The organism is Sphingobium sp. B10D7B (assembly GCF_025961955.1).
In the GTDB taxonomy this organism is placed as follows: Bacteria; Pseudomonadota; Alphaproteobacteria; order Sphingomonadales; family Sphingomonadaceae; genus Sphingobium.
On sequence record NZ_JAOQOQ010000001.1, the window covers coordinates 3,311,569 to 3,336,913 of the forward strand.

Here is a 25,345-nt window from a genome sequence, read left to right on the forward strand (position 1 = left end):
GCCGAGGCCGCCGCGCGGGCGGCCGAAGCGGCCGCGGTCCAACGCAAGGCTGAGGAGGAGGCTGCCAAGGCGCGGGAGGTGGTCGAGACGCAGGTCTTTGAGACCGTGCCCGTCGTCCTGACGACCAGCGCCGGCGCCGTCACCCTTGCGATCGAGACAGAGCGTGCACCCGTGACTGCAGCCAATTTCCTCGCCTATGTCGATGGGAAGCGGCTCGATGGCACGTTCTTCTATCGCGCCTTCAAATGGGAGGACGGCACGCCCGGTGGATTCATCCAGGGCGGAACGCAGAACGATCCAAAGCGCATCCTGAAACCCGTGCCGCATGAGCCGACCAGCAAGACCGGGCTGAGCCATATCGAAGGCGTCATTTCCATGGCGCAAGGTGCGCCAGGGACGGCGACGGGCGATTTCTTTATCATCGTCGGCGACATGCGTGGCTTCGACGCGACGCAGGATCAGCCGGGTTTTGCCGCTTTCGGCCGGGTGATCGACGGCATGGATGTCATTCGCAGCATCTGGAACGCCCCGCGCAGCGCGACGAAGGGTGAAGGCGTGATGAAGGGGCAGATGCTCGAGCCTGCCATTCGCATCATCACGGCCCGGCGGGCCAAGGCCGACTGACCTGGTTCGAGGTCGGGTTGTAAGAGCGCGGCCGCTCCCTCGTCGCCCATAATAAAAAGGGGCCGCGACGGATGTCGCGACCCCTTTGTTCAGCCGTCTCCCCCCGGTGACGGCCGCACTTTATTCGATCAGAACGCTGCGCCGACCGAGAACACGACCGCTGCGTCGCTGCCGCGGATCTGGCCGGGCTCGTCGGTGTCGACATAGCGCACGCCGAAGGTCAGCTGCTTCCAGCTGGCGCTCACGCCAGCCGACCAGTCGAACACTTCGCCGTCAACGCCGCCGAGGAAGCTATCGCTCGTTGCGTAGCCGATGCTGCCGTCAACAGTGAACGGCGTGCCAGGGATGGCGAGCGACGGAGCGGCCTTGATGTAGAAGGCATCGTTCTTGCCGAGCGCGTCCTGCTTCCAGGCGTAGTTCGCCGTGACTGCCAGGCCGACCGGGCCAAGCGTGGTCTTGAGCGTCACATAAGGCTCGAAAAAGTCGGTCGCGACGTCGGTGACCGTGTCCTTCGGGTACAGATAATAGAGCAGACCGGCGTCGACCGTCACGCCCGGAGCCAGCTCCGTGGAGTAGCCGGCGAAGAAGTCGAGCTCAGCGGTCGCGCCATTGCCAGCGCCGTCGAGATCCGGGAAGTCGACGTTCGAACCCCAGGTGCCGAAGTAGAAACCGCTGTCGTGCGTGACGGTGATGCCGGCCTGGATGGCAGCATTCTGCTTCGTCTGCGAGAAGCCGCGGAAGCGGTAATCGGACACAACGGTGGCGGAGCCGGAAACCGTCAGGCCGCTGTCATCGTCCTGCGCGAGGGCAGGGGTGGCAGTAGCAAAAATAGCGAGGGCCGAGAGGCCCAGAATGGACTTACGCATGGGATTCCCCTTAACGAGATAAAAATGCGATCGTCCCTGCCTGCAGCGCCGGGCGATCGCTTCATTTTGGATCCGCATTTTGCTGCGGTTGAGCGGACTTGCCGGCAAGCCGCGATCCTGATGCCTCTGTCTTGTGCGACGCACAAGACAGAAACTGCACATATGTGTTGCGAACTCATGAAGTGTTGCAGCCGCGCCACGCTGGCTATTGACCGAAACCGTAGGGGAAGCAGGCGCATCTGGAGGTTTCGCCAGACTTGTTCAGGTGCGAAGTGCCCCCATCGGCGTTCAGCCAGGGTGCAGTGCAAGCAGCGGGCGACTCAAGGAGCGGCGTGGTGCTCCATCGCAAGGTGCCAACGCTGAAGCCCCTCTTCGAGGTCCGCGATGAGATCGTCAGGCTCTTCCAGCCCGACATTGATCCGCACCAGCAAACCCTTGGCCTCCCACTGTCGCGCCGTGCGCAGGCTGGCGGGATCGACCGGCAGGGCAAGGCTCTCGAACCCGCCCCAGCTATAGCCGATACCGAACAGCGTCAGCGCGTCGATTAAAGCCGCGCGGGCCGAGTCGTCGTTGCTCGCCAGTTCGAAAGCAAACAGGCCGGCGCTCCCGGCGAAATCGCGGCGCCACGCTTCATGACCGGGGCAGGATGCCAAAGCCGGGTGCAGCACGCGCGCGACCTCTGGCCGCGCTTCCAGCCAGCGGGCCAGCGCCAGCCCGCTTTCGCCCTGATGCTTGAGGCGCACGGCCAGCGTCCGCATGCCGCGCAGCACCAGCCAGGCATCGTCCGGGCTGACGGTCTGGCCCAGCATGTGGCCGCGCTTGTGGATGGCCGGCCACAGCGCCGCATTGGCGGTGACCGACCCCATCATGACGTCACTATGGCCGCAAAGATACTTTGTGCAGGCGAGGATCGACACATCAACCCCCAGGCTGAGGGCCGGCAGCAGCAAGGGTGTCGCCCAGGTGTTGTCGATCAGCGTGATGATCCCGCGCGCCTTTGCCACTGCGACAATGGCGGGCACGTCCTGCACCTCGAAGGTCAGGCTGCCGGGGCTTTCGAGGAAGATGGCTCGGGTATGCTCGGTGCAAAGCGCGGCGATATCGGCGCCGATGAGCGGATCATAATACATCGTCCGCACGCCGAACTCGCGCAGCATTCCATCGCACATCGCGCGAGTCGGGCCGTAGACGCTGTCGACCATCAGCAGTTCGTCGCCGGGCTTCAGCACTGCGAGCAAAGCGCCGGCAATGGCGGCGACGCCCGAGGGGTAGAGCATCGTGGCGGCCGCTTCCGGCTCCAACTGGGTGATGGCCTCAGTCAGCGACCAGCTCGTGGGCGCGCCACGCCGGCCATAATAGAGGCGGTGCGGATCGGCGGTCGTGGCGCTGCGCAGATGCGCTACATCCTCATACAATATGGTGGAAGCGCGCCAGACGGGTGGGTTGACGATCCCGCCGGGTTGCCCGGGCATCCCGGTCCATTCCGGGCGGCGACCAGCCTGGACCAGTCTTGTGCCCAGGCCAAGAGGTTTGCCGGTCTTTCCGTCGTCGCTGGTGCCGCTCATGCCGGACCGACCGCCTTGGGTGTCGCGGGATCGGCCCCCCATTCAGACCAGCTCCCGTCGTAGATTCGTACGTCCTCCTTGCCCAGTAGTGCCGCGCCGAACAGCAGATTGCAGGCGGTGACGCCGCTGCCACAGCTCATGATCAGGGGCTTGTCGAGGTCGACGCCTGCATCGTCAAAGGCTTGGCGCAGCTCATCGCCCTGCTTCCAGCGTCCCTGTTCGTCCAGCAACAGGTTCGACGGCAGATTGGCGGAACCTGGAATATGGCCTTCCGCCATGCCGGGGCGCGGCTCGGCGGCGTCACCCCGAAACCGGTCGGCGCTGCGGGCATCCACGACTTGCGCGGCGCAACTCTTCAAATTGGCGAGCACATCGGCCTTGCTGGCAATCGCGCTGTCGTCGCAGGCGGCGGTGAAGGCACCGTTGTTCGACCTGGCTGCCTCGCCTGCTTCGGTCGGGCGGCCTTCTGCCGTCCAGCGCGCCAACCCGCCATCCAAAATAGCAACCTGACGTGCGCCAAAGATGCGTAGCAGCCACCACGCCCGGCCCGCGCTGCTCAGCGGACTATTGTCGTAGATGACGATGCGGTCGTCCTGCCCGATGCCGAGGGCCGCCATCCGCTCGGCGAACTGGGCGTTGGTCGGCACCATCGCGGGGCGTGGATCGCTCGCGTCGTTGAGCGTCGAGAGATCGAGGAACAAAGCGCCGGGAATATGCTGCGCCAGATATTCCGCCTTGGGGTCACGCGGGGTGCCCGGCAAGAAGGCCGTGGCATCGAGGACCTTGAGGTCCGGCGCGCCGAGCGCCTTTGCGAGCCAATCGGTAGAAACCAGCATATCCATGGCGAAGCGTATCCTTGAGGTGGGATGGTTGGCGCAAGGGGTTCGCGCCGGCCACGAATCATATTAAGGCGCGTGGCATGACACTCAAGCATCTCGGTCAGACAAGCGGCCTTCCGGCAAGCCCGGAGGAGGCCGTTCTCGATTATGTGCCCAATCCCCGCAAGGGCCGGCCCTATCTGGTGCGCTTCACCGCGCCGGAGTTCACATCGCTTTGCCCCGTCACCGGCCAGCCCGATTTCGCGCATCTGGTCATCGATTATGTGCCGGGCGAGACGATTGTGGAATCCAAGTCGCTCAAGCTCTTCCTCGGCAGTTTCCGCAATCATGCCGGTTTCCACGAGGATTGCACGGTCGGCATCGGTGAACGGCTGACGGCCGAAATGCAGCCGCTCTGGCTGCGCATCGGCGGCTATTGGTATCCGCGTGGTGGCATTCCCATCGATGTATTCTGGCAGTCCGGTCCGCCCCTGGATGGCGTATGGCTCCCGGTTCAGGATGTCCCCGGCTATCGCGGCCGGGGCTAAGCGGGCGCCCGAGCGAACCGTTATTTGAGCAGTCCGCCCAACACGCCGCGCACGAGACGCCCGACCAGCCCGCCGCTGCTCTTGCGACTCGATCCACCGAGAATCGCCTTGCCGATCTCATTGGCGACCTGCCGGCCCACCGAAGAAGCGGCCGAGCGCGTCGCGGACTGGATGGCGCGGTCGAGATTGCTCGGCTTGGAAGCTTCCCGCGCCTGAGCGCGCGCTTCTGCCTCGCGCTGTTTGGCTTCCAACCTGGCCTGCTGCGCGGCTGCCTTGTCCGCCTCGGCCTGTGCCTTGGCTGCATCTGCGGCCGCGGCTGCGGCCTGCGTGCGGGCCAGCAGGATCTCCTCGGCTGATTCGCGGTTGATCGCCTCGTCATATTTGCCGTCGCAGGGCGAAATGGACTGGATGATCGCGCGCTCCTTCGCGTCCAGCACGCCCAGCCGCGAGCGGGGTGGCGCGATCAGCGTGCGCTGGACCATCGATGGCGCGCCATCTTCCTGCAGCAGGGAGACGAGTGCCTCGCCCACGCGCAGTTCGATGATCGCGGTTTCGACGTTCAGAGCGGGATTGGCGCGGAACGTCTCGGCGGCGGCCTTGATCGCCTTCTGCTCACGCGGGGTGAAGGCGCGCAGGGCATGTTGCACTCGGTTGCCGAGTTGCCCCGCCACATCCTCCGGCACGTCGATAGGGTTCTGCGTCACGAAATACACGCCCACGCCCTTGGAGCGGATCAGGCGCACGACCTGCTCGATCTTGTCGACCAGCGCCTTGGGGGCGTCGTCGAAAAGCAGATGCGCTTCATCGAAAAAGAAGACGAGCACGGGCTTTGCAGGGTCGCCGACTTCCGGCAGCGTTTCGAAGAGCTCGGACAGCAGCCAGAGCAGGAAGGTCGCATACAGCTTCGGGCTGCGCATCAGCTTGTCGGCGGCGAGGATGTTGATGAACCCGCGGCCCTTCTCATCGGTGCGGATCAGGTCGCTGATCTCCAGCGCGGGCTCGCCGAAGAATTTGTCGCCACCCTGCGATTCGAGCTGCAAAAGCTGGCGCTGGATGGCGCCCACGCTGGCCTTGGTCACATTTCCATAGCGGCTGGTGAGCATGTCGGCATTGTCAGCGCAATAAGCCAGCATCGCCTGCAGATCGCCCAGGTCGAGCAGGAGCAGCCCTTCATCATCCGCATAGCGGAAGGCGATGGTCAGCACGCCTTCCTGCGTTTCGTTCAGCCCCATCAGCCGGGCGAGCAGCAACGGCCCCATTTCGGAAATGGTGGCGCGGACCGGATGGCCCTGTTCGCCATAAAGATCCCAGAAGATCGCCGGATTATCCGAGAAGGCATAGTCAGCCATGCCGATTTCCTGCGCGCGGGCGATCAGCTTGTCGGCGTTCTTTGCCGTCGGCGAGCCAGCCATGGCGATGCCGGACAGATCGCCCTTCACATCGGCAAGAAAGACCGGAACGCCCTGCGCCGAAAAGCTCTCGGCCAGCCCCTGCAGTGTCACCGTCTTGCCGGTTCCGGTCGCGCCGGCAATCAGGCCGTGCCGGTTGGCGCGACGCAGGACCAGACGCTGCGGTTCGCCGTCGAGACTTTGGCCAATGAAGATGCTCGTGTCGTCGCTCATGCCCGTTCTCCAACCACGGGCCAGAGGTAGCTTGGCAAGGGGAGCAAGAAAAGCGGCACAAACAGAAAAGGGCGCGAGGTCATCGCGCCCTTTCACTCCGTCGGGGATGCCCGCTTTTACATGCCGCGCAGGCGGATGGGCACGAACGCCGGCGGCGATCCGCGGCGGACCACCTGCAGGAGCACGGCATTGCGGCCGGCATCCTTGGCGGCCTGCGCGGCCTTGCCCAGTTCTGCCTCGCTGGTGACCGGTTGGCCATTGGCCGTGGTAATGACGAAGCCGCGGCGCAGCCCCTTCTGTCCGGCATCGGTCGCGGGGTCGACAGCCGTCACCACCACGCCGCGCGTATCCGCCGGCACGCCGAGCTGGCGGGCGATGGCGGGCGTCAACGACTGGACGGCGATGCCGAGCAATTGCTGCGAGGCTTCCTTGGTGGCCTGGGCATCCTGGTCCGAGAAATCGTCCTCGGCCGGCTGGCTGAAGTTGGCGAGTTCCTCTTCTGCCGGACGCTCCTCGATCGTCGCGCGAATGGTCATGCGCTTGCCATTGCGAATCAGCTCGATCGGCACGCTGGAGCCGACTGGCAGATTGGCGACGATGTAGGACAGCGTCTCGTCCGGATTCACCTCGCGATTGTTAACCTTCACGATGACATCGCCAGCCTTGATGCCAGCCTTGTCGGCGGCGCGACCCGGCTCGACGCCATGCACAAACTCGCCGCGGTTGCGGGGCAGGCCAAGCGAATCGGCCATGTCTTCGGAAAGCTGGCCGATCTGGATGCCAAGATAGCCGCGCGTGATGGTCTGGCCCTTGCGCAGCGTCTCGATGATCGGGACAGCCTGCTCGGCCGGGATCGCGAAGCCGATGCCGATGTTGCCGCCGGTGGGCGAAAGGATCTGGCTGTTGATCCCGATCACATTGCCGTTCATGTCGAACATCGGGCCGCCGCTATTGCCCTGGTTGATCGAAGCGTCGGTCTGGATGAAGCGCTCGCCGCCACCGGTGTTGCGGTGGAGCGCCGAGATGATCCCGGCGGTGACCGTGCTGCCGATGCCGAAGGGATTGCCGATCGCGATCACCCAGTCACCCACGCGCGCCTGTGTCGAATCGCCGAACTTCACGAAGGGCAGCGGCTTGGTGGTGGAGATCTTGAGCACGGCAAGGTCAGAGCGCGGATCGGTGCCGATCAGCTTGGCCTCATATTCCGTGCGGTCGGGCAGGGTGACGGTGATCGAGTCGACCCGCGCGCCCCGCGCACCCGGCGCGATCACATGATTGTTGGTGACCACATAACCATCTGCCGAGATGATGAAGCCCGAGCCGAGCGACTGCGCCTGGCGGGTCTGCGGCTGGTCGCCCGAGCCGAACAGGGCGCCGAACGGCGTCCCCGCAAACGGGTTCTGCACCTGCACGCGCTGGCGGGTGGAAATATTCACCACGGCCGGCTGCAGGCGCTGCGCCATGTCGGCGAAGCTCATTGGCGCGCCGCGCGGCGCGGCTGCGGCCATATTCTCGTTCTGCGCGGTCTGCGCGACGACGGTGGATGAATTGGATGTCAGGGCAATGGCGGTGCCGCCGAGGAGGAGGGCTGCGGTAATAGCATAAGCGTAGCGCACGAAGATGTTCCTCTTCTCTTCATCTTTCGCCGGGTGTTCCGGAAGGGAAGGCCCGGAGCCGGGGAGTGACCCACCGGCCATGGAATCGCCCGGATGAACGGGCATTGAATGGTCAACGCGCGACGTAAAAACGCCGCGCCCTCAATCAGCCTTAGCGCCCCCGGAACTGGCGGAGATAGTCGTTGTCCGTGGACAGGACGGCGCTTGTCTCGCCCGGTGCGGTTTCGGCGAAGGTCGTCCGGTAGGACTGCATGGCGCGATAGAAATCGTAGAACTGCGCATCCTTGCCGAAGCTGGCCGCATACACCTTTGCTGCGGCGGCATCGGCATCGGCGCGGATCAGCTGGGCGCGCCGGGCGCCCTCTGCGCGGATGGTCAGCGCCTCCTGCTCGCGCGCGGTGCGCATCCGCTGGAACGCGCTCTGCAGCGGCGTGCCGTCGGGCAGGTCAGCGCGCATGATCCGCACGTCGATGATCTCCGCGCCATATTGCCGCGCGACCCGGTTCAGGCTGTTGGTGATGTTGTTCATCACCTCGCTGCGCTCGGGGCTGAGCAACAGGTCGAAGCGGCGGCGGCCCAGCTCGTTGCGCAGGGCCGAACCCAGGATGGGGCGCAGCGCGTCCTCGACCCGGGTTTCGCTACCGGCCGAGATGAACATGCGCCGGGGGTCGACGATGCGATAGCGCGCAAAAGCATCCACCTGAAGGCGCAGCTGATCGGTGGAGAGCACCTGCTGGCGCTCCATGGCGACCGACTGCACGCGCTTGTCGATCCAAACGACCTGGTCGACGAAGGGCAGCCGGACCTTGAGGCCGGCACCGGTGTTCCCGAACACCTCATTGGGTTTGTAGGCATTGTAGATGCGGACCGGTTCGCCGAAGCGCAGCACGACGGCCTGCTTGGTTTCCGGCACGATGGAGAAGGTGCTGGCCAGCAGGATCAGGCCGACTGTCGCCAGAACGGCCAGCAGGATGGGGTTGCGCAAGGAGAGGTTCATTGTGCGCCTCCCTGCTGCTGGGCTTGCGGCTGTGCAGGCGTCTCCACGCTCACATTCGCGCGGGGGCGAAGGGCTGGGAGCGGCAGATAGGGCGTCACACCGGGGGTTTCGACAATGGTCTTGTTCACGCCGGAGAGCACACTTTCCATGGTTTCATAATACATGCGGCGACGCGTCACGTCGGGTGCGAGGCGATACTCCTCATACACCTTGTCGAACGCGGCGGCCTCACCCTGCGAGCGGGCAGAGAGCTGCTGCGCATAAGCGCGGGCCTGATTGAGATAGGTTTCGGCAGCCTGCTGCGCAGCGCTGACTTCCTTGAATGCATCGTTCACGGCGGCTGGCGGATCGGCCTGCTTGATGGCGACGCCCTGAATGCGCACGCCCGCGCCGTAGCTGTCGAGAATCTGCTGCATCCGCTCCTGCACCTGCGCCTCGATCGCATTACGTCCGGCGCCGAGTGCGTCGGTCAGCGAGACCGTCGCCACCACTGCGCGCATGGCGGATTCGGAAACGGCGGTGATCGTTTCCTCAGGATTGGCGATCTGGAAGAGATATTGCTGCGGGTCGCGGATATTCCAGCGGACAGAATAGCCCAGATTGATGATGTTCTGGTCCCCGGTGAGCACCAGCTTCTCTGACTCATCGCCCGCCGAGCCGAGATCGACGGTGCGGATCTCTTCGACGTCGAGGATGGTCACATTTTCGAGCGGCGCCGGCAGCGACCAGTTGATGCCGGGGCCAAGGGTGCGGCTGTAGCTGCCCAGGATGGAGACGATGCCGCGCTCTTGCGGGCCGATCCTGTGAATGCTGGTGGTGGCAATCCACAGCACGACGATGGCGATGGCGGCATAGAACCAGATCGCGCGCCCACCGGGGCTGCGCGGCGTGCCGCCGCCCTGGCCGCCGAAGCTGTCCCGCGCGCGGCGCATCAACTCATCGATTGCGCTCGGGCCGCGCGAATCCGCGCCACCTCGGTCATCCCGGGGCGGTGGGGTCCACGGGTTGCGCGGACCTTCCTTGCCTTTGCCGGAAGACGGCTCCTCGCCCTGCGTGCCCCAAGGACCACCTTCGCTCATTGGCAAAGTCTGGCCGGGATTTTCCATCAATTCCTTACTCATGCCGTGGTTATAGGGACGGTCTTTGCGGAAATACAGGGCCGTGCTGCGATAATTGCCCCTTAGTGAGGGCGTATTCGGGCGCTCTTCGATTCACAAAACAGTCGGCATGTTCTAGAGCGCCCGCATGACTGACTCTCCGATCGATGATGCGTCCGCCCTTCCTCCCGCTCTGACCGCCCGGATCGAAGGCTTGGCTGCGGGCCGCGCCGGGGGACTTCGCCTGCGCGACAATGTCCTTAGCCTGGTGCTGGATGTGAGCGGAATGGACGCAGAGCAGCGTGATTCCCTTGCTGCGCAACTCGTTGCCGCGGGGACCAGCGAATTCGGTCTGGAGGATGTCCGGGTCGCGATGACGGCGGAACGCGCCGCGCGCCCTACGATCATCGCGGTGGGGTCGGGCAAGGGCGGGGTCGGCAAGTCGACGCTTTCGGTCAACCTCGCCGTTGCCCTCAAGGCGCTCGGCAAGCGTGTCGGCATGGTGGACGCGGACATTTATGGCCCCTCTCTGCCCCGTTTGCTGGATAGCGAGGATGCCAAACCCAAGGCGGAAGGCAACCGGCTGTTCCCGGTTCAGAACGCTTATGGCATCCCGATGCTCTCCATGGGCCACCTCGCCAAAAAGGGGCAGGCGATTGCCTGGCGTGGTCCGATGGCCGGCAATGCACTCGGGCAATTGCTGGATGCGGACTGGCAGGGCATCGACCTTCTGGTGGTCGATTTGCCGCCGGGCACAGGCGACGTGCAGCTCACCATGATCCAGCGCTACAAGCCGGCCGGGGCGGTGATCATCTCCACGCCGCAGGATCTGGCGCTGATCGATGCAACGCGCGCGGTCAGCTTCTTCGATCAGGCGAAGGTGCCGGTCATCGGCATGGTGGAGAATATGGCAGGCTATGTCTGCCCGCATTGCGGCGAGGTATCCGATCCGTTCGGGTCCGGCGGAGCAGAAGCGAGCGCCGCGCAAATGGGTCTACCGTTCCTCGGGCGCGTGCCGCTGGATATCGCAGTCCGCACCGCATCGGATGCCGGCAAACCGCCCGCTGCGGATGAGGGCGTGGCTGGCCAGCCGTTCCGCGCCATTGCCGAGCGCGTCGCCCGCTGGCTCGATCGAAACGGGTCGGGCGCTACGGCCGGTTGATGCGGACGCCGCGCAACAGGATGGGCAGCGGCGGCGGCGCAGAGAAGTCCGGCAAGGGGGTTCGTTCATCCATAAACCGCCGAACGCTCCTGATCGGGGCTGCGGCAGGCGGCGGACTGGCCCTGGCCTGGGGGCTCTGGCCGCGCGACTACGCGCAAACCGCGGATGCAACGGAGAGCGAGACCGCGTTCGGCGCGTTCCTGAAGATCGACCGGAATGGGCAGGTCATCGTCATGGTGCCGCAAGCGGAGCTGGGGCAGGGCGTCTTCACGCTGTTCGCGCAACTCGTTGCGGATGAACTCGGCGCTGACTGGCGCACCGTCGCGGTCCAGCCCGCCCCGCCCGGACCGCTTTACGCCAATCCCACGCTCCTGCGGCACTGGTTCTCCGGGCCGGTCACCGAGCAGTTCGGGGATCTGAGCGATCGGGCGATCGAGGAATATGCGCGTCGGTATAATCTGGTCCTGACGGGTGGGGCGACCTCGGTTGCCAATTTCCGCGACGCCTTGCGCGAGGCCGGTGCAACCGCGCGGGTGCTGCTCTGCATGGCGGCGGCCGATCGCTGGGGCGTCGGCTGGGAAAGCTGCGACATTGTCGCGGGGATTGTCAGCGATGGGACGAACAAGGCGCGGATCGGCGCGCTAGCCGAGGAGGCCGCCGCTTTCACGCCGCCCGAGCCGCTGCCCTTCCGGCCAGAAGGGCGCGAGGATGCCTTGATCGGCACCGAAGCGCCCCGGTTGGATGTGCCGGCGAAGATCGACGGATCGGCCAACTACGCGGCCGACATTCGGTTGCCGGACATGATCTACGCCTCGATTCGGCAGGGGCCAGTCAATGCCATCGCGCTCGAATCAATCAACGAGGCGGCGGCGCGCGCGGTGCCTGGCATGATCGACATCGTGCGGGAGGCAGGCTGGGTCGCGGTGACCGGCCGCACCTGGTGGGCGGCGAATCAGGCGTTGAGCCGGCTCGATCCCGTGTTCCGGCTCGATGGGCCGGAGCTGGACGATGCAGTCATCGATACCGCGCTGGAAGCCGCGTTCGAGAGCGGCCAGGGCGGGCGCTATTTCCACCGTGGCGATCTGGAGCCGGTCTTTGCCGGTGCGCAGGTCGTCAGCGCCACCTACGATGTGGCGCCGGCGCTGCATCTCGCGCTCGAACCCATGGCGGCGACCGCGCGCGTGCGGCCGGAGGGCGTGGAGCTTTGGATGCCTACCCAGGCCCCGACGCTGGCTCGCGATGCCGTGGCCAAGGCACTGGGCGTGTTAGCCCGGGACGTTACCATTTATCCCTTGTTCGCGGGCGGCTCCTTCGGGCTTAAGATGGAGGTCGATGCCGGCGTCCAGGCAGCGCTCATCGCCCGTGCCGCCAATGCCCCGGTGCAGCTCATGTGGTCCCGCGCGGAGGACATCATCCGCGATTATCCGCGGCCGCCGGCCCGCGCGCGGATGGTCGCCAAGCTGGGGCCGACCGGGCTGATCGAGGGCTGGTCCGCGAAGGTGGCTGCACCCGCCACGCTGGCCCAGCAGTGGCGGCGGATCGCGCATGGCCGCACTCGGGAGGAGGCGCGGGCCGACACGGCAGGCAAGGCCGATGCTCTGGCCGTCTCCGGCATGGACCTGCCCTATACGATCCCCAATTTCGCGGTGGATCATTTCCCTGCCGATCTCGCGCTGGCGACGGGTCGCTGGCGGGGCAATGCGGACAGCTATGGCTGCTTCTTTTCCGAGAGCTTCATCGACGAGCTGGCGGTGGTGTCGCAGATCGAGCCGCTCTCCTTCCGGATGCAGTTGCTCGGCAACAATCCCCGTCTGGCGCAATGCCTCACCGCCGTCACCGCGCTTGGCGATTGGCAGGGCGGCGTGCTGGGCAGCGGTCAGGGCATCGCCTGCCACAGCATGGCTGGCGGCCACATCGCGGTGCTGGTGGAGGCCGGCTTGTCGCAGGGACGGGTCGCGGTGAAGAAAATCTGCGCGGTCGCCGATTGCGGGAAGCTGATCAATCCGGGGATCGCCCGTCAGCAGATCGAAGGGGGACTGATCTTCGGCCTCGCCATGGCGCTCGGTGGCGCGCCGGCCTATGCCGGATCGTTGCCAGCCGGTCTGCAGCTTGGCGATTATGCCCTGCCACGCATGGCGGATGTGGGGGAGGTGAGCGTGGAATTCATCGACAGCAGCGCGGCCCAGTCCGGCCTTGGGGAAATCGGCGTGCCGGCGGTTGCGCCAGCGCTCGCCAGTGCGTTGGCGACGGTCACGGGGCGACGTTACCGTCGCTTGCCGGTCATGGGAGAGGATGGATGAACGAATCGCAGATGACGGGCGGCGCCATGGGCGCTCAAGGGGGCCGAGTGGCCGTGCTGGTCGTCAATCTCGGCACCCCTGATGCACCGACGCCGGCAGCGGTGAAGCGCTATCTGCGCGAGTTCCTGTCCGATCCCCGCGTCGTCGAGATTCCGCAGGCAGTCTGGCAGCCGATCTTGCGCGGTGTCGTGCTCAATGTGCGTCCGCGCAAGTCGGCGCATGCCTATCAGCAGGTGTGGACGGACGATGGCTCCCCACTGGCGATGCACACGCGGGATACGGCGCGGGGCCTGCGGGTCATCTGGGGGGATGCGATCACAGTCGATTGGGCGATGCGCTATGGCGCGCCATCCATCGCCGACCGTCTGACCGCGCTGAAAGAGAGCGGCCACGAGCGCATTCTCATCGCCCCGCTCTATCCCCAATATTGTGGCGCCACGACGGCGAGCGTGATGGATGCAGTCGGTCAGGCGTTGGAAGCGATGCGGTGGCAGCCCGCCATCCGCACCCTGCCGCCCTATTTTGACGATCCTGCCTATATCGAGGCATTGCGCGCCCGCATGCAAAGCCAGTTGGCGGCCCTGCCCTTCGCCCCGGATCGCCTGCTGGTGAGCTTCCACGGCATGCCCAAGCGCACCCGCGAACTGGGCGATCCTTATTATGCGCAGTGCGTGCAGACGGCCCGCCTGCTCGGCGAGGCGCTCGGGCGTGAGATCATCGTCACCTTCCAGTCCCGCTTCGGCCCCGCCAAATGGCTGGAGCCGGCGACGGACACCGTGCTTGAGGGACTGCCCGGCCAGGGCGTGCGCTCGGTCGCGGTGATGACGCCCGGCTTCTCGGCGGACTGCCTGGAGACGCTTGAGGAAATCGCCCTGCGCGGCAAGGAGAGCTTCGTCGCCGCGGGTGGCGAGCATTTCGCCTTTTTGCCCTGTCTTAACGCTCAGGCGGACGCTATTGCCATGTATCGGCAGCTTCTCGGGCGAGAACTTGCCGGCTGGGTGGAGCCGTCCAGCATTTGACCGAACCCTTGATGACGCGCAGGAGAGGCATTGAATGAGCAGAGTAGCGATCGTGACCGGCGGAACCCGCGGCATCGGCGAAGCAATCAGTCTGGCACTGCGCGAGAAGGGGTTTGAGGTCGCTGCCAACTATGCGGGCAATAGCGAGCGCGCCAAGGCCTTCACGGACAAGACCGGCATTCGGTCCTACGCGTGGGACGTGGGTGATCATCAGGCCTGCCTCGATGGCTGCGCCCAGGTCGCGTCCGACCTTGGTCCGATCGACGTTGTCGTGAACAACGCCGGCATCACGCGAGACGGCGTGCTCATGAAGATGAGCTTCGAGGACTGGAACGAGGTGATGCGCATCAACCTCGGCGGCTGCTTCAACATGGCCAAGGCCACCTTCCCCGGCATGCGCGAGCGGGGCTGGGGTCGCATCGTCAATATCGGGTCGATCAATGGGCAGGCCGGCCAATATGGCCAAGTGAACTATGCCGCCGCCAAGTCGGGCATCCACGGCTTCACCAAGGCGCTGGCTCAGGAAGGCGCCAAATATGGCGTCACCGTCAACGCGATCGCGCCGGGCTATATCGATACCGACATGGTCGCGGCCGTGCCGGCCGCAGTGCTGGAGAAGATCGTGGCGCGCATTCCCGTCGGGCGTCTGGGCCATGCGGAAGAAATCGCGCGCGGCGTGGCCTTCCTGTGCAGCGAGGATGCCGGGTTCGTGACCGGATCGACCCTGTCGATCAACGGCGGCCAGCACATGTATTGAGTCGGGCGGTGGAAGAGACGCCACCGCTTTATGCCGGCCCGGTCAAGCGCAGCATGACCATTGCCGGCCATACCACCTCGATCAGCCTGGAGCCCGTCTTCTGGCGGGCGCTGGAAAACAGCGCTCGCGCAGTGGACCTGCCGCTGAGCGCGCTCGTCGCCCGCATCGATGCCGAGCGGATTCAACAGAGCGAGCCGCCCAATCTCGCCAGCGCGATCCGGTGCTGGTTGCTGGTGCGCGCAGGATAAGCGCCGGGTGTTCCGGCGCCTGCCAAGCCTCAGGCGAGCAGCGCGCCGGCAAGTTCCTTGAGATCGGCCTCGGGCCGCGCGCCATAATGTGAGATGACCTCTGCAGCGGCGATGGCGCCGAGCGTGAGGCAGGTCGTCGGGTCCTGCCCACCCACATGGCCGGTCAGGAAGCCAGCGGCGAAGAGATCGCCCGCTCCGGTCGTGTCGATCACCCGCTCGACGGGCGCTGCCGCCACTTCATAGCGCGTGCCGTTCTGGATGGCGATGGCGCCCTTCTCGCTGCGGGTGACGATCAGCGTCGGCAGCTTGTCCGCAAAGCGTGCAATGGCCTTTTCGCAGTCCTGCGTTTGCGCCAGCGAGCAGATCTCGGTTTCGTTGGAGAAGAGGATGTCGATCATGCCGCCGTCGATCAGGTTGATGAAATCCTCGCGATGGCGCTCGATGACGAACGCGTCGGACAGCGTGAAGGCCACCTCGCGGCCCGCCTCGCGCGCGGCGGCGATGGCATCGCGCATGGCGGCGCGGGGCTGCTCGGGGTCCCACAGATAGCCCTCAAGATAGAGGATGCGGGCCGAGCGAATCATGTCGAGATCGAGCGCGGCCGCGGGCAGGAACTGGGATGCGCCAAGGAAGGTGTTCATCGTGCGCTGAGCGTCGGGCGTCACCATGATGAGGCAGCGCGCGGTGGGCGGGCCATCGCTCGCCACCTCGGTGTCATAGCGGATGCCCAGCGCGCGAATGTCGTGCGCGAAGATGCGGCCGAGCTGATCGTCGGCGACCTGGCCGATGAACCCGCATTTGCTGCCCAGTGCGGCCATGCCGGCCAGTGTATTGGCTGCCGACCCGCCGGAAATCTCAAGGCCGCTCGCCATATCGGCGTAGAGCGCCTCGGCCTGGTCGGCATCGATAAGCTGCATCCCGCCCTTGGTGAGCGCGCGGCTGGCGATGAAGGCATCGTTTTCCTGGGAAATCACATCGACAATGGCATTGCCGATGGCGACGACATCAAGAACAGCTTCGGACAAGAGGCATTCCTTCATGAAGGATGAGGCAGGGCAGGAGAAAGCCCGTCCTTATCCGCCTGATCTCGCCCCGGCAAGCAGCGTGGGGCAGGGCATGAGGAACGCCGGCCGCTTGACCGCCGCGCGTGCTCGGGCAAAATCTGTCCCATGGTGTTTCCCGCCTTGCTGCGCGCCCTCCCGCAAATCCTGTTGCCCGGCATTCGCGCGGTGCTCTGGCAGAGTCTCGCCATCACCGTGGCGATCTTTGCACTTATCGGCGCGGGCGTCTGGTTTGGATTGCGCCTGCTGCTGACCCGGACCGGCTGGCTGGATGCAGACGGTTTCGCCGGCGCAGCGCTCGCCGTCGCAATCGCGCTGGTCATCGGCTGGCTGCTGTTTCGCGCCGTGGCCATCGCCATCGTTGGACTCTATGCGGATCGCATCGTGGCGGTGGTCGAGCAGACGGACTATCCCACACGCCATGCGCAGGCGGCGGCCGTGCCTTTCGCCACCGAAATGCGGATCGCCTTGCGCTCGGCCGGCCGCGCGGTCGGCTGGAATCTGGCGGTGCTGCCGCTCTATGTAGCGCTGCTGGTCACAGGCGTCGGCGCGCCGATCCTGTTCCTCGTGCTCAATGCCTATCTGCTCGGCCGCGACCTTGCCGAACTCATCGAGGGGCGGCATCCCGGTCTTGCGGCGTTCACCGCTGGCCAGCGCTGGCAGCTGGGCCTCGTTTCGGCGCTTCTATTCCTGCCACCCGTCGTGAACCTGTTGGCGCCGATCTGGAGCGTGGCTATGGCCGCGCACATGTTCCACGCGCGGCGGAAGACCTGAACAGATGCTCTTGCGCTTTGGCTTTCCCCTGCTTGCCCTGTTCCTCTCCGGCTGCGGCGCGTCGCTGGTCCCGCAGACTGGCGGCCAGGCGCCCGCGGTCGGCTATGCGCCGGCCAAACGGCCCCAGCCGGGCGGCATCGTCGGGGCGGATGCGCGGGGCCTGCAACGGCTCTTCGGGGAGCCTCGGCTGGACATTCGCGATCCTGCGGTGCGCAAGCTGCAGTTCGCCAACGCCCAGTGCGTGCTGGATGCCTATCTCTATCCCCCGGCCGCGAATCGGGAGCCGGTTGTGACGCATGTCGATGCACGCAACAGCACGGGCGATGACATGGACGCCGCTGCCTGCGCGGGCCTGCTCCGCAGGCGCTAGGATGGCGCGCCGGGGCGCGTCGATTGACTTCCCGATCAGGCAATGACAGCTTGCAGCCATGACTGAGCATGTTGGCCAGCCTCGTTGCCCGTCGGGCAACCGATCTTATCGAGGTCAGATCCTCACGGGACGATAGCCCCGGGAGTCGGCGCGTCTCGCCCCGACTGTCGGGGTGAATTCGCGCATCTTGCCCAGCGTCCCCCAACAGGTGGCGCTGGCCCTCCATCTTGAAAGATCCTTCCATGACCAACACACAGGCGGGCCGCAGGCCGGCCATCCATATGATCGACACCGAAGCCGATCGCCTGACCGAACTGGCGCTCGGCGCCGAAGACCGGTTTCCCGAGGTCAGCGCCTTGTTGCTCGACGAAATCGGGCGCGCGACAGTGAAGACCGCCAGCCAGATCGGCCCCGATGTTGTGAGGATGCAATCCACGGTGTCGTTCATCGACGAAGAAAGCGGCGCCGAACGGTCTGTCCAACTCGTCTATCCCGGCGAGGCGGACATCAATGCCGGGCGCGTCTCCATCCTCACCCTGATCGGCGCGGCGCTGATCGGCCTGCGCGAGGGTCAGTCGATCAACTGGCCGGATCGCAGCGGCAAGCGGCGGCGGCTGCGCATCCAGTCCGTCAGCCACTGAAGCGCCATGTGGGCAGGCCGGGCGTCGGGACTTAGGGCGCTGTGCCTGGTCCCGCCGTCTACGGCACCTGTCGCTCGCAGTGATAGACGAGGCGCTCGTTCGGGCTGGATGGCAGACGCGCCTCGATCTCGCCCTGAATCTGCATCAGCTTGGCGAGCCGCTCTGGGTCGCTCGAGCAGCCGGACCAGCCGATCTTGTCCCGCAGCGCGCGCATCTCGGCGGCGCTCTGTGCGCTCACGAGATAGTTATCGGTGCGGTAGCGGCCGATAGCGGGGTCGAAGCGCCGCACCGAAACAGCGGCCTCGTCAGCCGGCACGAGGGCGCGGGACCAACCGGTCGCGCCGTTCTGGAACTGGGTGCGCCCGTCAAGGCACCCCTGCTGCGTCCAAGTAAAGCTCAGGTCCGCCGTTTCCGAGACGGTCACCCGGCTCAGCCCCGGTTCGAGCCGGCATAGCCAGCGACCGCTTTCGGCCGACGCCGCGCCGTCCGTCTCGTTGCCGACCGCATTGCCGGCATCCGGCAGCGGCTCGGCCGGTGCGTCGGCGCTGTCGAAACTCGGGCGCAGCGCAAAGGTCAGCACTGCAGCCAGCAGCAGCACGCCTGCCGCCCCACCAAAGCGCCGGGCGTGGCGGATGTTGCCGCGCGACTGGCCCAGTACGGCGGCACCACCGGTGAGAGCGGCAGCGGCGAGAAGCAGCGCGGCGATGGCGATCATGTTCTCGCGCCGGGCGATGACCTGCTGCTGGGCCTGCTCGCGCGCGGCGATGGCGCGTTCGCGGTCCTTCAGGGCGGCTTCGTTCTGCCGCCGCGCCGCCTCGGCCCGAGCGCGCTCGTCGGCGGCCTGCTGGGCGGCATCGATTTCCGCCATGGATCGGCAGGTTTCGCTGGATCGGCGTACCTGAACATTGGCCTGCCGCAGAAAGCTCGCAATCTCGCGCGTCGATACCGCAAAACCATATTCAGCATCGCTGCCGTCCGAGAGCGAGCCAAAGCTGTTGATGCCGATGACGCGGCCGCAATCGTCCACCAGCGGCCCGCCACTGTTTCCCGCCGCCAGTGGGGCGGTGTGCAGCACGGTGTCGAACTGGCGGGAGGCGCGCCCTGCCGAGACATTGCCAGAGGTGCGCACGGCGCTCATCGGGCGAATGATATCCTCAATGCTCATGCCCTGCGCGCGATCGACCGAGCCGGGATAGCCAATGGCGGTCACCCGCGTGCCGTCTTCCACCGGGCCGGCCAGAAAGGTCGCGATGGGGATCGACGGTGCATCGTCGACCGCCAGCAACGCCAGATCATTGCCCGGCGAATAGGCCAGGATGCGGCCGCCATAACTGTTCGTTCCCTCGGAGGGGATGATGCCGATGACGATGTTGGACTCGCTGCGGGCGAGTTCGACGACATGCGCATTGGTGAGAACGCGCCCCGGCGCGATCATGACGCCGCTGCCATGGCCCACGAAATAGGCATTCTGGCCGTCCGTTGCCACCAGCGCCACCCGCACGACGCTGCGCGAGGCGGCGGCGATGTCCTGCACATCTGCCCGTGCCGGCGTCAGGGCAAGAGGTAGCAGCAGCGCAAGGGCGAGATGGAGGACCGCTTTGAAGGAGCCGAACAGTCCGGTGCGAGGCTTGATCATGGGGAACCTTTAACGCGCCCTTCGAGCTCTCGACAGAGGTTTTCACGGTCCACGCGCTTTGAACGCAATTTACGGGAAGCTTACCGGCATTGCCGGTGCGACAAGGACCTGCGGCTGACCCCGCGCCTTGCGTGAGCACGACCGGCCCGCTTACATCGGATAGCCCGCGCTCGATTTCGGAAGAGACAGGAAAAACCGTTATGCCCGCCACCGCGCCGGCCATTGATGAAGAGACGGCATGGGCGGCCTTCGCGGCGCGCGACCGCCGTATGGACGGGCGTTTCGTCGTCGCGGTCAAGACGACCGGCATCTATTGCCGCCCGAGTTGCCCGGCGCGCCGTCCCCGGCCAGACCATGTCGCGATCCTGCCGGATGGCATGGCGGCGCGAGCGGCGGGTTATCGGGCATGTCTCCGCTGCCGGCCGGACGATGTCGCGCCGGATCGCGCTGCCATCACACGAGCGCTGGCATTGCTGGAAGCTGGTGACGTCATGCCGCCTCTGGCCGAATTGGCACGCGCCGTCGGCTATGCGCCCCACCATTTCCAGCGCCTGTTCAAGCGGGCCGTCGGAGTCTCGCCCGCGGCCTACTGGCGCGGTTTGCGGGCGGAGCGGCTGACGCGCGCGCTCCACAAGACTGAAAGGATCACAGATGCGATCTACGATGCCGGCTATGAAGCACCCAGCCGCGCTTATGCCGACGCGCGCGCGCGACTTGGCATGACACCGTCCGCCTGGCGCAACGGCGGCGCGGACGTGACGATTCGCTTCACGGTCACGGCGACCTCTCTGGGCGACATGCTGGTCGCGGCGACCGACAAGGGCCTGTGCCGGATCAGCTTCGATGAGGAGGAAAGCGACCTTCGGCGGCATTTCCCGCGCGCGACGATCGTCGCTGGTGATAACGATTTTGCAGCATTGGTGGCGCAGGTCGTGGCTTTGGTGGATGATCCCTCACGGGCGGTGGATCTGCCGGTCGATGTCGCCGGCACAGCATTCCAGCAGGCGGTATGGGCGGCCTTGCGGGCGATCCCCATCGGTGAAACGCGCACCTACACGCAGATCGCGGCTGCGGTCGGCAAGCCGGCTGCCGTCCGCGCGGCGGGGTCGGCCTGTGGTGATAACAAGCTGGCGGTGCTCATTCCCTGCCACCGGGTTCTGCGCAGCGATGGCGGATTGGGTGGTTATGCCTATGGGACGGATCGCAAGACGGTCCTGCTGGAGAAGGAAAAACGGCAGAAGTAGGACTTTACTGCGGGAACATGAGGATAGCGTCGGCCCCCAATAGATCAGTGGCGAAAAAACAACGAAAACTCATTAGCTTACGCGCCGGCCGCCAAGTAAATTTTGCGTTCAACTTGTCGCCATTGCCTAACAACTGGCCGGATTCAGCCGGGGGACGCGAAACCAGCAGGCATGTTCGGCGGTTTTTTCCTCACTATGACACGTAACCATGAAACCCCTCGTACAGCGCTGACCGCGATTGCCGCCGTCTTGGCGCTTGGCTCCACCTCGGCTCTGGCGCAGGAGGCCGGAACCGCTTCACCCGCGGTCGATCCCGCTGGTAGTGAGATCGTGATTCCGGATGCGCAGCGTGCGCCTACGGCGGTCCCGCTCCCGACAACCGCGCCGCCGCTGACGACCGTGGCTCCGATCGTCACGCAGAGCCCGGCAGCGCCTTCATCGAGCGCCTTAACGACCGCCCCCATCGTTGCTCCGGAAGCCACAACCGCGGGTACTGCTGATACCCCTTCCCAAGCGCGTCAGGCTGCCCCGACATCCTCGGAAACGACCTCAGCGCCTGCCGAGCGCACATCGAGTGCCCGCGCGGAATCGACGCGTCCGACTGCGGCGCGTGAACCTGCTCCGCAGCCGGTCGCCAGCGATACTGTTGCGCCGGCTGAAGCCCAGCCCCAGGCGGTTGAGGCAGCCCCTGCGACTACGGCGCCGATGGTCAGTGAGACGCCGCAACCCGCGCCGCTTGAAAACACCGGTGAGGCTGCTTCTAGCGATAACACCGCGATCATCATCGGTGGTGCTGGTGCGCTCGTGCTTCTCGGGGCCGGCTTCATGGCCTTCCGTCGCCGCAAAACCTATGATCGTGAGATGGAAGCAGATGCGATGGAGCGGGAGGTGATCCGTGAACCCGTCATCACGCCGAAGCAGGATGCGGTCGTGAGCCCAGCCTATGCACCTGCTGGAGCGGCGCGTGCCCCGGTTGATTCTTCTGCTCCGATCATGCAGCGCTCCACTGTGGTCCGCGAGGGCGATCTGGAACAACAGGTGGCGGCGGCGCCGTCGCGGGAAAACCCGTTTCTTACCCGCAAGAATCGTCTGCGTCGCGCCAACTTCCTGATGCGCCAAGGCGCTCTGCCTGAGGCTGCGCCGGCGACGATGGACCGCCAGACCGCGGAAGCGCCCGCAACCCAGCCGCAAGCCCCTGCGCGTCAGACGGTTTATAGCTTCGGCGGGACGACCGTCCGCCCGACCCAAAAGCCGCGCACGACCTGATCTCCCGGTCAGTAGATTCAGATGCAGCCGCTCTTCGTAACGAGGAGCGGCTGTTTCATTACAGCGCCGTTCGCAATCAGACGAAGCTGTAGGGATCGATATCCACGCTCACCCGCGTCGTAGACTTCCAATCGATCTGGCCCAGCCATTTGCGGACGATGGCCTGCAGATCCACCCCGCGCCGGGCGTGGACGAGCAGTCGGAAGCGGTGTCGACCGCGCAGCACGGCCAGAGGCGCTTCGGCCGGACCATAAACGTCCAGACCATCCTGATGGGGCGCGATCTTCCCGATTCGATGGGCCGTCTCACGGGCCAGTGCTCCGTCGGTATCGCTGACGATGATTGCCGCGAAGCGCCCGAACGGCGGCGCGTTGGCGATTCGTCGGCTTTCCGTCTCCATCGCGTAGAAACGCGCGCCATCGCCATCGAGCAGGGCGCGGATCACCGGTGCCTCCGCAGCGCGGGTCTGGATGAAGACCCGTCCAGGCTTCTCGCCGCGCCCCGCGCGCCCCGAGACCTGCATGATCTGTTGATAGGTACGTTCAGCGGCGCGCAGGTCGCCGCCATCCAGCCCGAGATCGGCATCGACTACGCCGACGAGCGTCAATTCGGGAAAGTGATAGCCCTTGGTGACCAATTGCGTGCCGATGATGATATCCACGGCCCCGCCGGCCACGTCCCGCACAAAAGCAGCCGCCCGAGCCGGAGACCATAAGGTGTCGGAGGTGACGATGGCGGTGCGTGCCTGCGGGAAGAGAAGCTTCACCTCGTCCGCGATGCGCTCGACGCCGGGGCCGCAGGCGACCAGTGCATCGCTTTCATGGCATTCCGGGCAGGCGTCGGGCGTGGGGATGCTGTGGCCGCAATGATGGCAGGCGAGGCGCCGGGTCAGGCGATGCTCGACCATCCACGCCGTACAGTGCGGGCATTGGAAGCGATGGCCGCAATGGCGGCACAGGGTGAGCGGGGCATAGCCGCGCCGGTTGAGGAACAGCAAGGATTGCTCGCCACGCTCCAGCGTCTCCGCCATGGCCTTGACCAGCGGCGGCGCGAGCCATCGGCCCCGGTCGGGCGGGTCGCGCGTCAGGTCGAGGCCGATGATCTCCGGCAGTTCGGCGCCGCCGAACCGGCTGGGCAGGGCAATCTCTTCATAGCGCCCCAGCGCGACCTGATGGCGCGTCTCGATGGCCGGCGTCGCCGAGGCGAGGATGATCGGGCAGCTCTCGAACATGCCGCGCATCACCGCAACGTCCCGCGCGTGGTAGCGCACGCCTTCTTCCTGCTTGAAGCTGGTTTCATGAGCCTCATCCACGATGATGAGGCCGAGCTTCGGATAAGGCAGGAACAGCGCCGAGCGCGCGCCCACCACCACCTGCGCCTCACCGCGCGAGATCGCCCGCCAGGCGCGACGCCGGTCGGATTGCTTGAGGCCGGAATGCCAGGGCACCGGCTCACAGCCAAAGCGGGCGGTGAACCGGTCGAGAAACGGCTCAGTCAGCGCGATCTCGGGGAGCAGCACCAGCGCCTGCTTGCCCTGCCGCAGAGTCTCGGCCAGCGCCTCGAAATACACCTCCGTCTTGCCCGATCCGGTGACGCCATCGAGCAGCACGGTCTGGAAGGCATGGGCGCGAACATGCTCTGTCAGCCTGTCGGCCGCGGCCTGCTGGTCGGCGCTGAGCGTGACGGTCACGAAGTCGGGATCTGGATCGGGATAGGGCTGATCGGTGGAGACCTCCACGGCCTCCAGCGCGCCCTGCTTCACCAGCCCGCGAATCACCGCGTCGCTGACTTCGCCAATGGCGGCGAGTTCACGCACCAGCCCCTGTCGCTCGCCGATGCGTTCCAGCGCCTGCGCGCGCTGGGGCGTCAGGCGATCCGGCACGGCGCCGGTTGGACGATATTCCACCACCGTCTTCTCGCCATCCAGTGCGGACATGGAGGCGAGCGCCATGCGCAGCACGGCAGCGGGCGGAGCCAGATAATAATCGGCGGTCCACTCGATGAGGCGGCGCAGCGAAGCGGGCAAAGGTGGCGCATCCAGCACGCCGGTAATGGGGCGCAGACGATTGTCGCCGACCGGCGCGACGTCCGGAAAGCGGTCCGCTTCCCACACCACGCCGATCATCGGGCGCGGACCCAGCGGGGCGACGACGATCTGCCCGGGCTCCACGCTCATGCCATGCGGCACCCGGTAGTCGAGCGGGCCGAGCGCTGCGTTGAGCAGAATGATCCGGGCGCGGGTCATGCCCCGGCCTTAGAGACTGTGTGGCTCGGAGGAAATGGCATCGTCGGCCTCGCTTGCGCCTCCGCACGGCAGGCGGGCCTTACATCCGGGGGCGTGCGGCGCTATAGGCGGCGCCAATCTCTCCACAACCGGGAACCTCTGGCCATGAAATTCTTCGTCGATACCGCCGACACTGCCGACATTCGCGAGCTTGCCGCCACTGGCCTGCTAGACGGCGTGACGACCAATCCCAGCCTCATCCACAAATCGGGCCGCAAGTTCCTTGAAGTGGTGGAAGAGATTTGCGGGCTGGTCGATGGCCCCGTCTCGGCGGAGGTCGTGGCGCTCGATCATGAGACGATGATGAAGGAAGCCGCTGTGCTCCGGAAGATCGCCGAGAATGTCTGCATAAAGGTGCCGCTCACCATCGATGGCTTGAAGACCTGCAAGGCGCTCACGCAGGATGGCTGCCAGGTCAATGTCACGCTGTGCTTCTCGGCCAATCAGGCCCTGCTCGCGGCCAAGGCCGGCGCGACGTTCATCTCGCCCTTCGTGGGACGGCACGATGACAATGGCTTCGACGGCATGCGGCTGATCGAGGACATCCGGCTGATCTACGACAATTACGCCTTCGAGACTGAAATTCTGGCGGCTTCGCTGCGTCACCCTATCCATGTGCTCGAATGCGCGAAGATCGGCGCGGACGTGATCACGGCGCCGCCGGCGGTCATCAAGTCGCTGGTCAACCATGTGCTGACCGACAAGGGCCTCGCCGCTTTCGCTTCGGACTGGGAGAAGACGGGTCAGTCGATCCTCTAAGTCCTACTGCAGTCCAATAAGAAGGGCCGCTGTCTCCCGGGAGGCAGCGGCCTTTTTCTTCGGCTCAAAGG

At 65.8% G+C, this 25,345-nt stretch carries 23 protein-coding genes; 13 read left to right on the forward strand and 10 right to left on the reverse strand.

Going from position 1 to position 25,345, the window contains the following annotated elements:
- The first annotated feature begins 78 nt into the window (after positions 1–78).
- Positions 79–624, forward strand: a complete 546-nt coding sequence (locus M2331_RS15565) for a peptidylprolyl isomerase (RefSeq protein ID WP_264592461.1) — start codon at positions 79–81, stop codon at positions 622–624.
- A 128-nt stretch (positions 625–752) separates the two neighbouring features.
- On the opposite strand, the gene M2331_RS15570 is transcribed toward M2331_RS15565, so the two are convergent.
- From M2331_RS15570 to sseA, 3 genes are all read right to left on the reverse strand, one after another.
- Complete coding sequence (locus tag M2331_RS15570; RefSeq protein ID WP_181561116.1) at positions 753–1,490, reverse strand: TorF family putative porin; 738 nt, start codon at positions 1,488–1,490, stop codon at positions 753–755.
- 320 nt (positions 1,491–1,810) lie between these two features.
- Entirely contained in the window at positions 1,811–3,055 is a 1,245-nt protein-coding gene (metC, locus tag M2331_RS15575) for a cystathionine beta-lyase (RefSeq protein ID WP_181561117.1), read from the reverse strand.
- The gene (sseA, locus tag M2331_RS15580) at positions 3,052–3,897 is read right to left on the reverse strand and encodes a 3-mercaptopyruvate sulfurtransferase (protein WP_181561118.1); all 846 of its coding nucleotides are present in this window, start codon (positions 3,895–3,897) and stop codon (positions 3,052–3,054) included. Before sseA ends, metC begins: the two co-directional genes overlap by 4 nt.
- Positions 3,898–3,974: 77 nt before the next feature.
- Here sseA and queF point away from each other — a divergent pair, with 77 nt between their 5' ends.
- Positions 3,975–4,421, forward strand: coding sequence for a preQ(1) synthase (gene queF / locus M2331_RS15585; protein ID WP_181561119.1), 447 nt, complete (start codon positions 3,975–3,977; stop codon positions 4,419–4,421).
- Between the two features lie 20 nt (positions 4,422–4,441).
- Here the strand turns inward: queF and M2331_RS15590 are convergent, their stop codons facing one another.
- From M2331_RS15590 to hflK, 4 genes are all read right to left on the reverse strand, one after another.
- Positions 4,442–6,043, reverse strand: a complete 1,602-nt coding sequence (locus M2331_RS15590) for a helicase HerA-like domain-containing protein (protein ID WP_181561120.1) — start codon at positions 6,041–6,043, stop codon at positions 4,442–4,444.
- A gap of 116 nt (positions 6,044–6,159) precedes the next feature.
- On the reverse strand, positions 6,160–7,659 hold the full coding sequence (locus tag M2331_RS15595; protein WP_181561121.1) for a DegQ family serine endoprotease: 1,500 nt from the start codon (positions 7,657–7,659) through the stop codon (positions 6,160–6,162).
- 151 nt (positions 7,660–7,810) lie between these two features.
- Entirely contained in the window at positions 7,811–8,656 is an 846-nt protein-coding gene (hflC, locus tag M2331_RS15600; RefSeq protein WP_181561122.1) for a protease modulator HflC, read from the reverse strand.
- On the reverse strand, positions 8,653–9,777 hold the full coding sequence (gene hflK / locus M2331_RS15605; RefSeq protein WP_181561123.1) for an FtsH protease activity modulator HflK: 1,125 nt from the start codon (positions 9,775–9,777) through the stop codon (positions 8,653–8,655). The genes hflC and hflK overlap by 4 nt, the downstream gene beginning before the upstream one ends.
- A gap of 124 nt (positions 9,778–9,901) precedes the next feature.
- On the opposite strand from hflK, the gene M2331_RS15610 reads away from it, so the two are divergent.
- From M2331_RS15610 to M2331_RS15630, 5 genes are read left to right on the forward strand one after another with little or no spacing between them, the layout of a single operon-like run.
- A complete protein-coding gene (locus M2331_RS15610) occupies positions 9,902–10,915 on the forward strand; it encodes an Mrp/NBP35 family ATP-binding protein (protein WP_181561124.1) in 1,014 nt (337 codons plus the stop codon).
- A 20-nt stretch (positions 10,916–10,935) separates the two neighbouring features.
- Positions 10,936–13,215 (forward strand): xanthine dehydrogenase family protein molybdopterin-binding subunit, encoded by a 2,280-nt coding sequence (locus M2331_RS15615; RefSeq protein WP_181561582.1) that lies wholly within the window; start codon positions 10,936–10,938, stop codon positions 13,213–13,215.
- Entirely contained in the window at positions 13,212–14,234 is a 1,023-nt protein-coding gene (gene hemH, locus M2331_RS15620) for a ferrochelatase (protein WP_264592424.1), read from the forward strand. Before M2331_RS15615 ends, hemH begins: the two co-directional genes overlap by 4 nt.
- Positions 14,235–14,268: 34 nt before the next feature.
- On the forward strand, positions 14,269–14,991 hold the full coding sequence (gene phbB / locus M2331_RS15625; protein ID WP_181561125.1) for an acetoacetyl-CoA reductase: 723 nt from the start codon (positions 14,269–14,271) through the stop codon (positions 14,989–14,991).
- Between the two features lie 8 nt (positions 14,992–14,999).
- A complete protein-coding gene (locus M2331_RS15630; protein WP_264583839.1) occupies positions 15,000–15,239 on the forward strand; it encodes a ribbon-helix-helix domain-containing protein in 240 nt (79 codons plus the stop codon).
- 29 nt (positions 15,240–15,268) lie between these two features.
- On the opposite strand, the gene M2331_RS15635 is transcribed toward M2331_RS15630, so the two are convergent.
- Positions 15,269–16,279 (reverse strand): adenosine kinase, encoded by a 1,011-nt coding sequence (locus M2331_RS15635; protein ID WP_181561126.1) that lies wholly within the window; start codon positions 16,277–16,279, stop codon positions 15,269–15,271.
- A gap of 129 nt (positions 16,280–16,408) precedes the next feature.
- On the opposite strand from M2331_RS15635, the gene M2331_RS15640 reads away from it, so the two are divergent.
- From M2331_RS15640 to rnk, 3 genes are all read left to right on the forward strand, one after another.
- Positions 16,409–17,074 carry an EI24 domain-containing protein gene (locus tag M2331_RS15640; RefSeq protein ID WP_181561127.1) on the forward strand — a complete coding sequence of 222 codons (666 nt, stop codon included), beginning with the start codon at positions 16,409–16,411 and terminating at the stop codon, positions 17,072–17,074.
- 4 nt (positions 17,075–17,078) lie between these two features.
- Positions 17,079–17,444 (forward strand): hypothetical protein, encoded by a 366-nt coding sequence (locus M2331_RS15645; protein WP_181561128.1) that lies wholly within the window; start codon positions 17,079–17,081, stop codon positions 17,442–17,444.
- Positions 17,445–17,686: 242 nt separating this feature from the next.
- The gene (gene rnk, locus M2331_RS15650; protein ID WP_181561129.1) at positions 17,687–18,085 is read left to right on the forward strand and encodes a nucleoside diphosphate kinase regulator; all 399 of its coding nucleotides are present in this window, start codon (positions 17,687–17,689) and stop codon (positions 18,083–18,085) included.
- 58 nt (positions 18,086–18,143) lie between these two features.
- Here rnk and M2331_RS15655 read toward each other — a convergent pair whose 3' ends face one another.
- Positions 18,144–19,721, reverse strand: a complete 1,578-nt coding sequence (locus tag M2331_RS15655; RefSeq protein WP_181561130.1) for a S1C family serine protease — start codon at positions 19,719–19,721, stop codon at positions 18,144–18,146.
- Positions 19,722–19,921: 200 nt separating this feature from the next.
- Here M2331_RS15655 and ada point away from each other — a divergent pair, with 200 nt between their 5' ends.
- On the forward strand, positions 19,922–20,965 hold the full coding sequence (ada, locus tag M2331_RS15660; RefSeq protein WP_181561131.1) for a bifunctional DNA-binding transcriptional regulator/O6-methylguanine-DNA methyltransferase Ada: 1,044 nt from the start codon (positions 19,922–19,924) through the stop codon (positions 20,963–20,965).
- Positions 20,966–21,670: 705 nt separating this feature from the next.
- Entirely contained in the window at positions 21,671–22,231 is a 561-nt protein-coding gene (locus M2331_RS15665; protein WP_181561132.1) for an LPXTG cell wall anchor domain-containing protein, read from the forward strand.
- Positions 22,232–22,307: 76 nt separating this feature from the next.
- On the opposite strand, the gene M2331_RS15670 is transcribed toward M2331_RS15665, so the two are convergent.
- Positions 22,308–24,476, reverse strand: a complete 2,169-nt coding sequence (locus M2331_RS15670; protein ID WP_181561133.1) for a primosomal protein N' — start codon at positions 24,474–24,476, stop codon at positions 22,308–22,310.
- Positions 24,477–24,620: 144 nt separating this feature from the next.
- Here M2331_RS15670 and fsa point away from each other — a divergent pair, with 144 nt between their 5' ends.
- Positions 24,621–25,274, forward strand: coding sequence for a fructose-6-phosphate aldolase (gene fsa / locus M2331_RS15675; RefSeq protein WP_181561134.1), 654 nt, complete (start codon positions 24,621–24,623; stop codon positions 25,272–25,274).
- Positions 25,275–25,345: the final 71 nt, after the last annotated feature.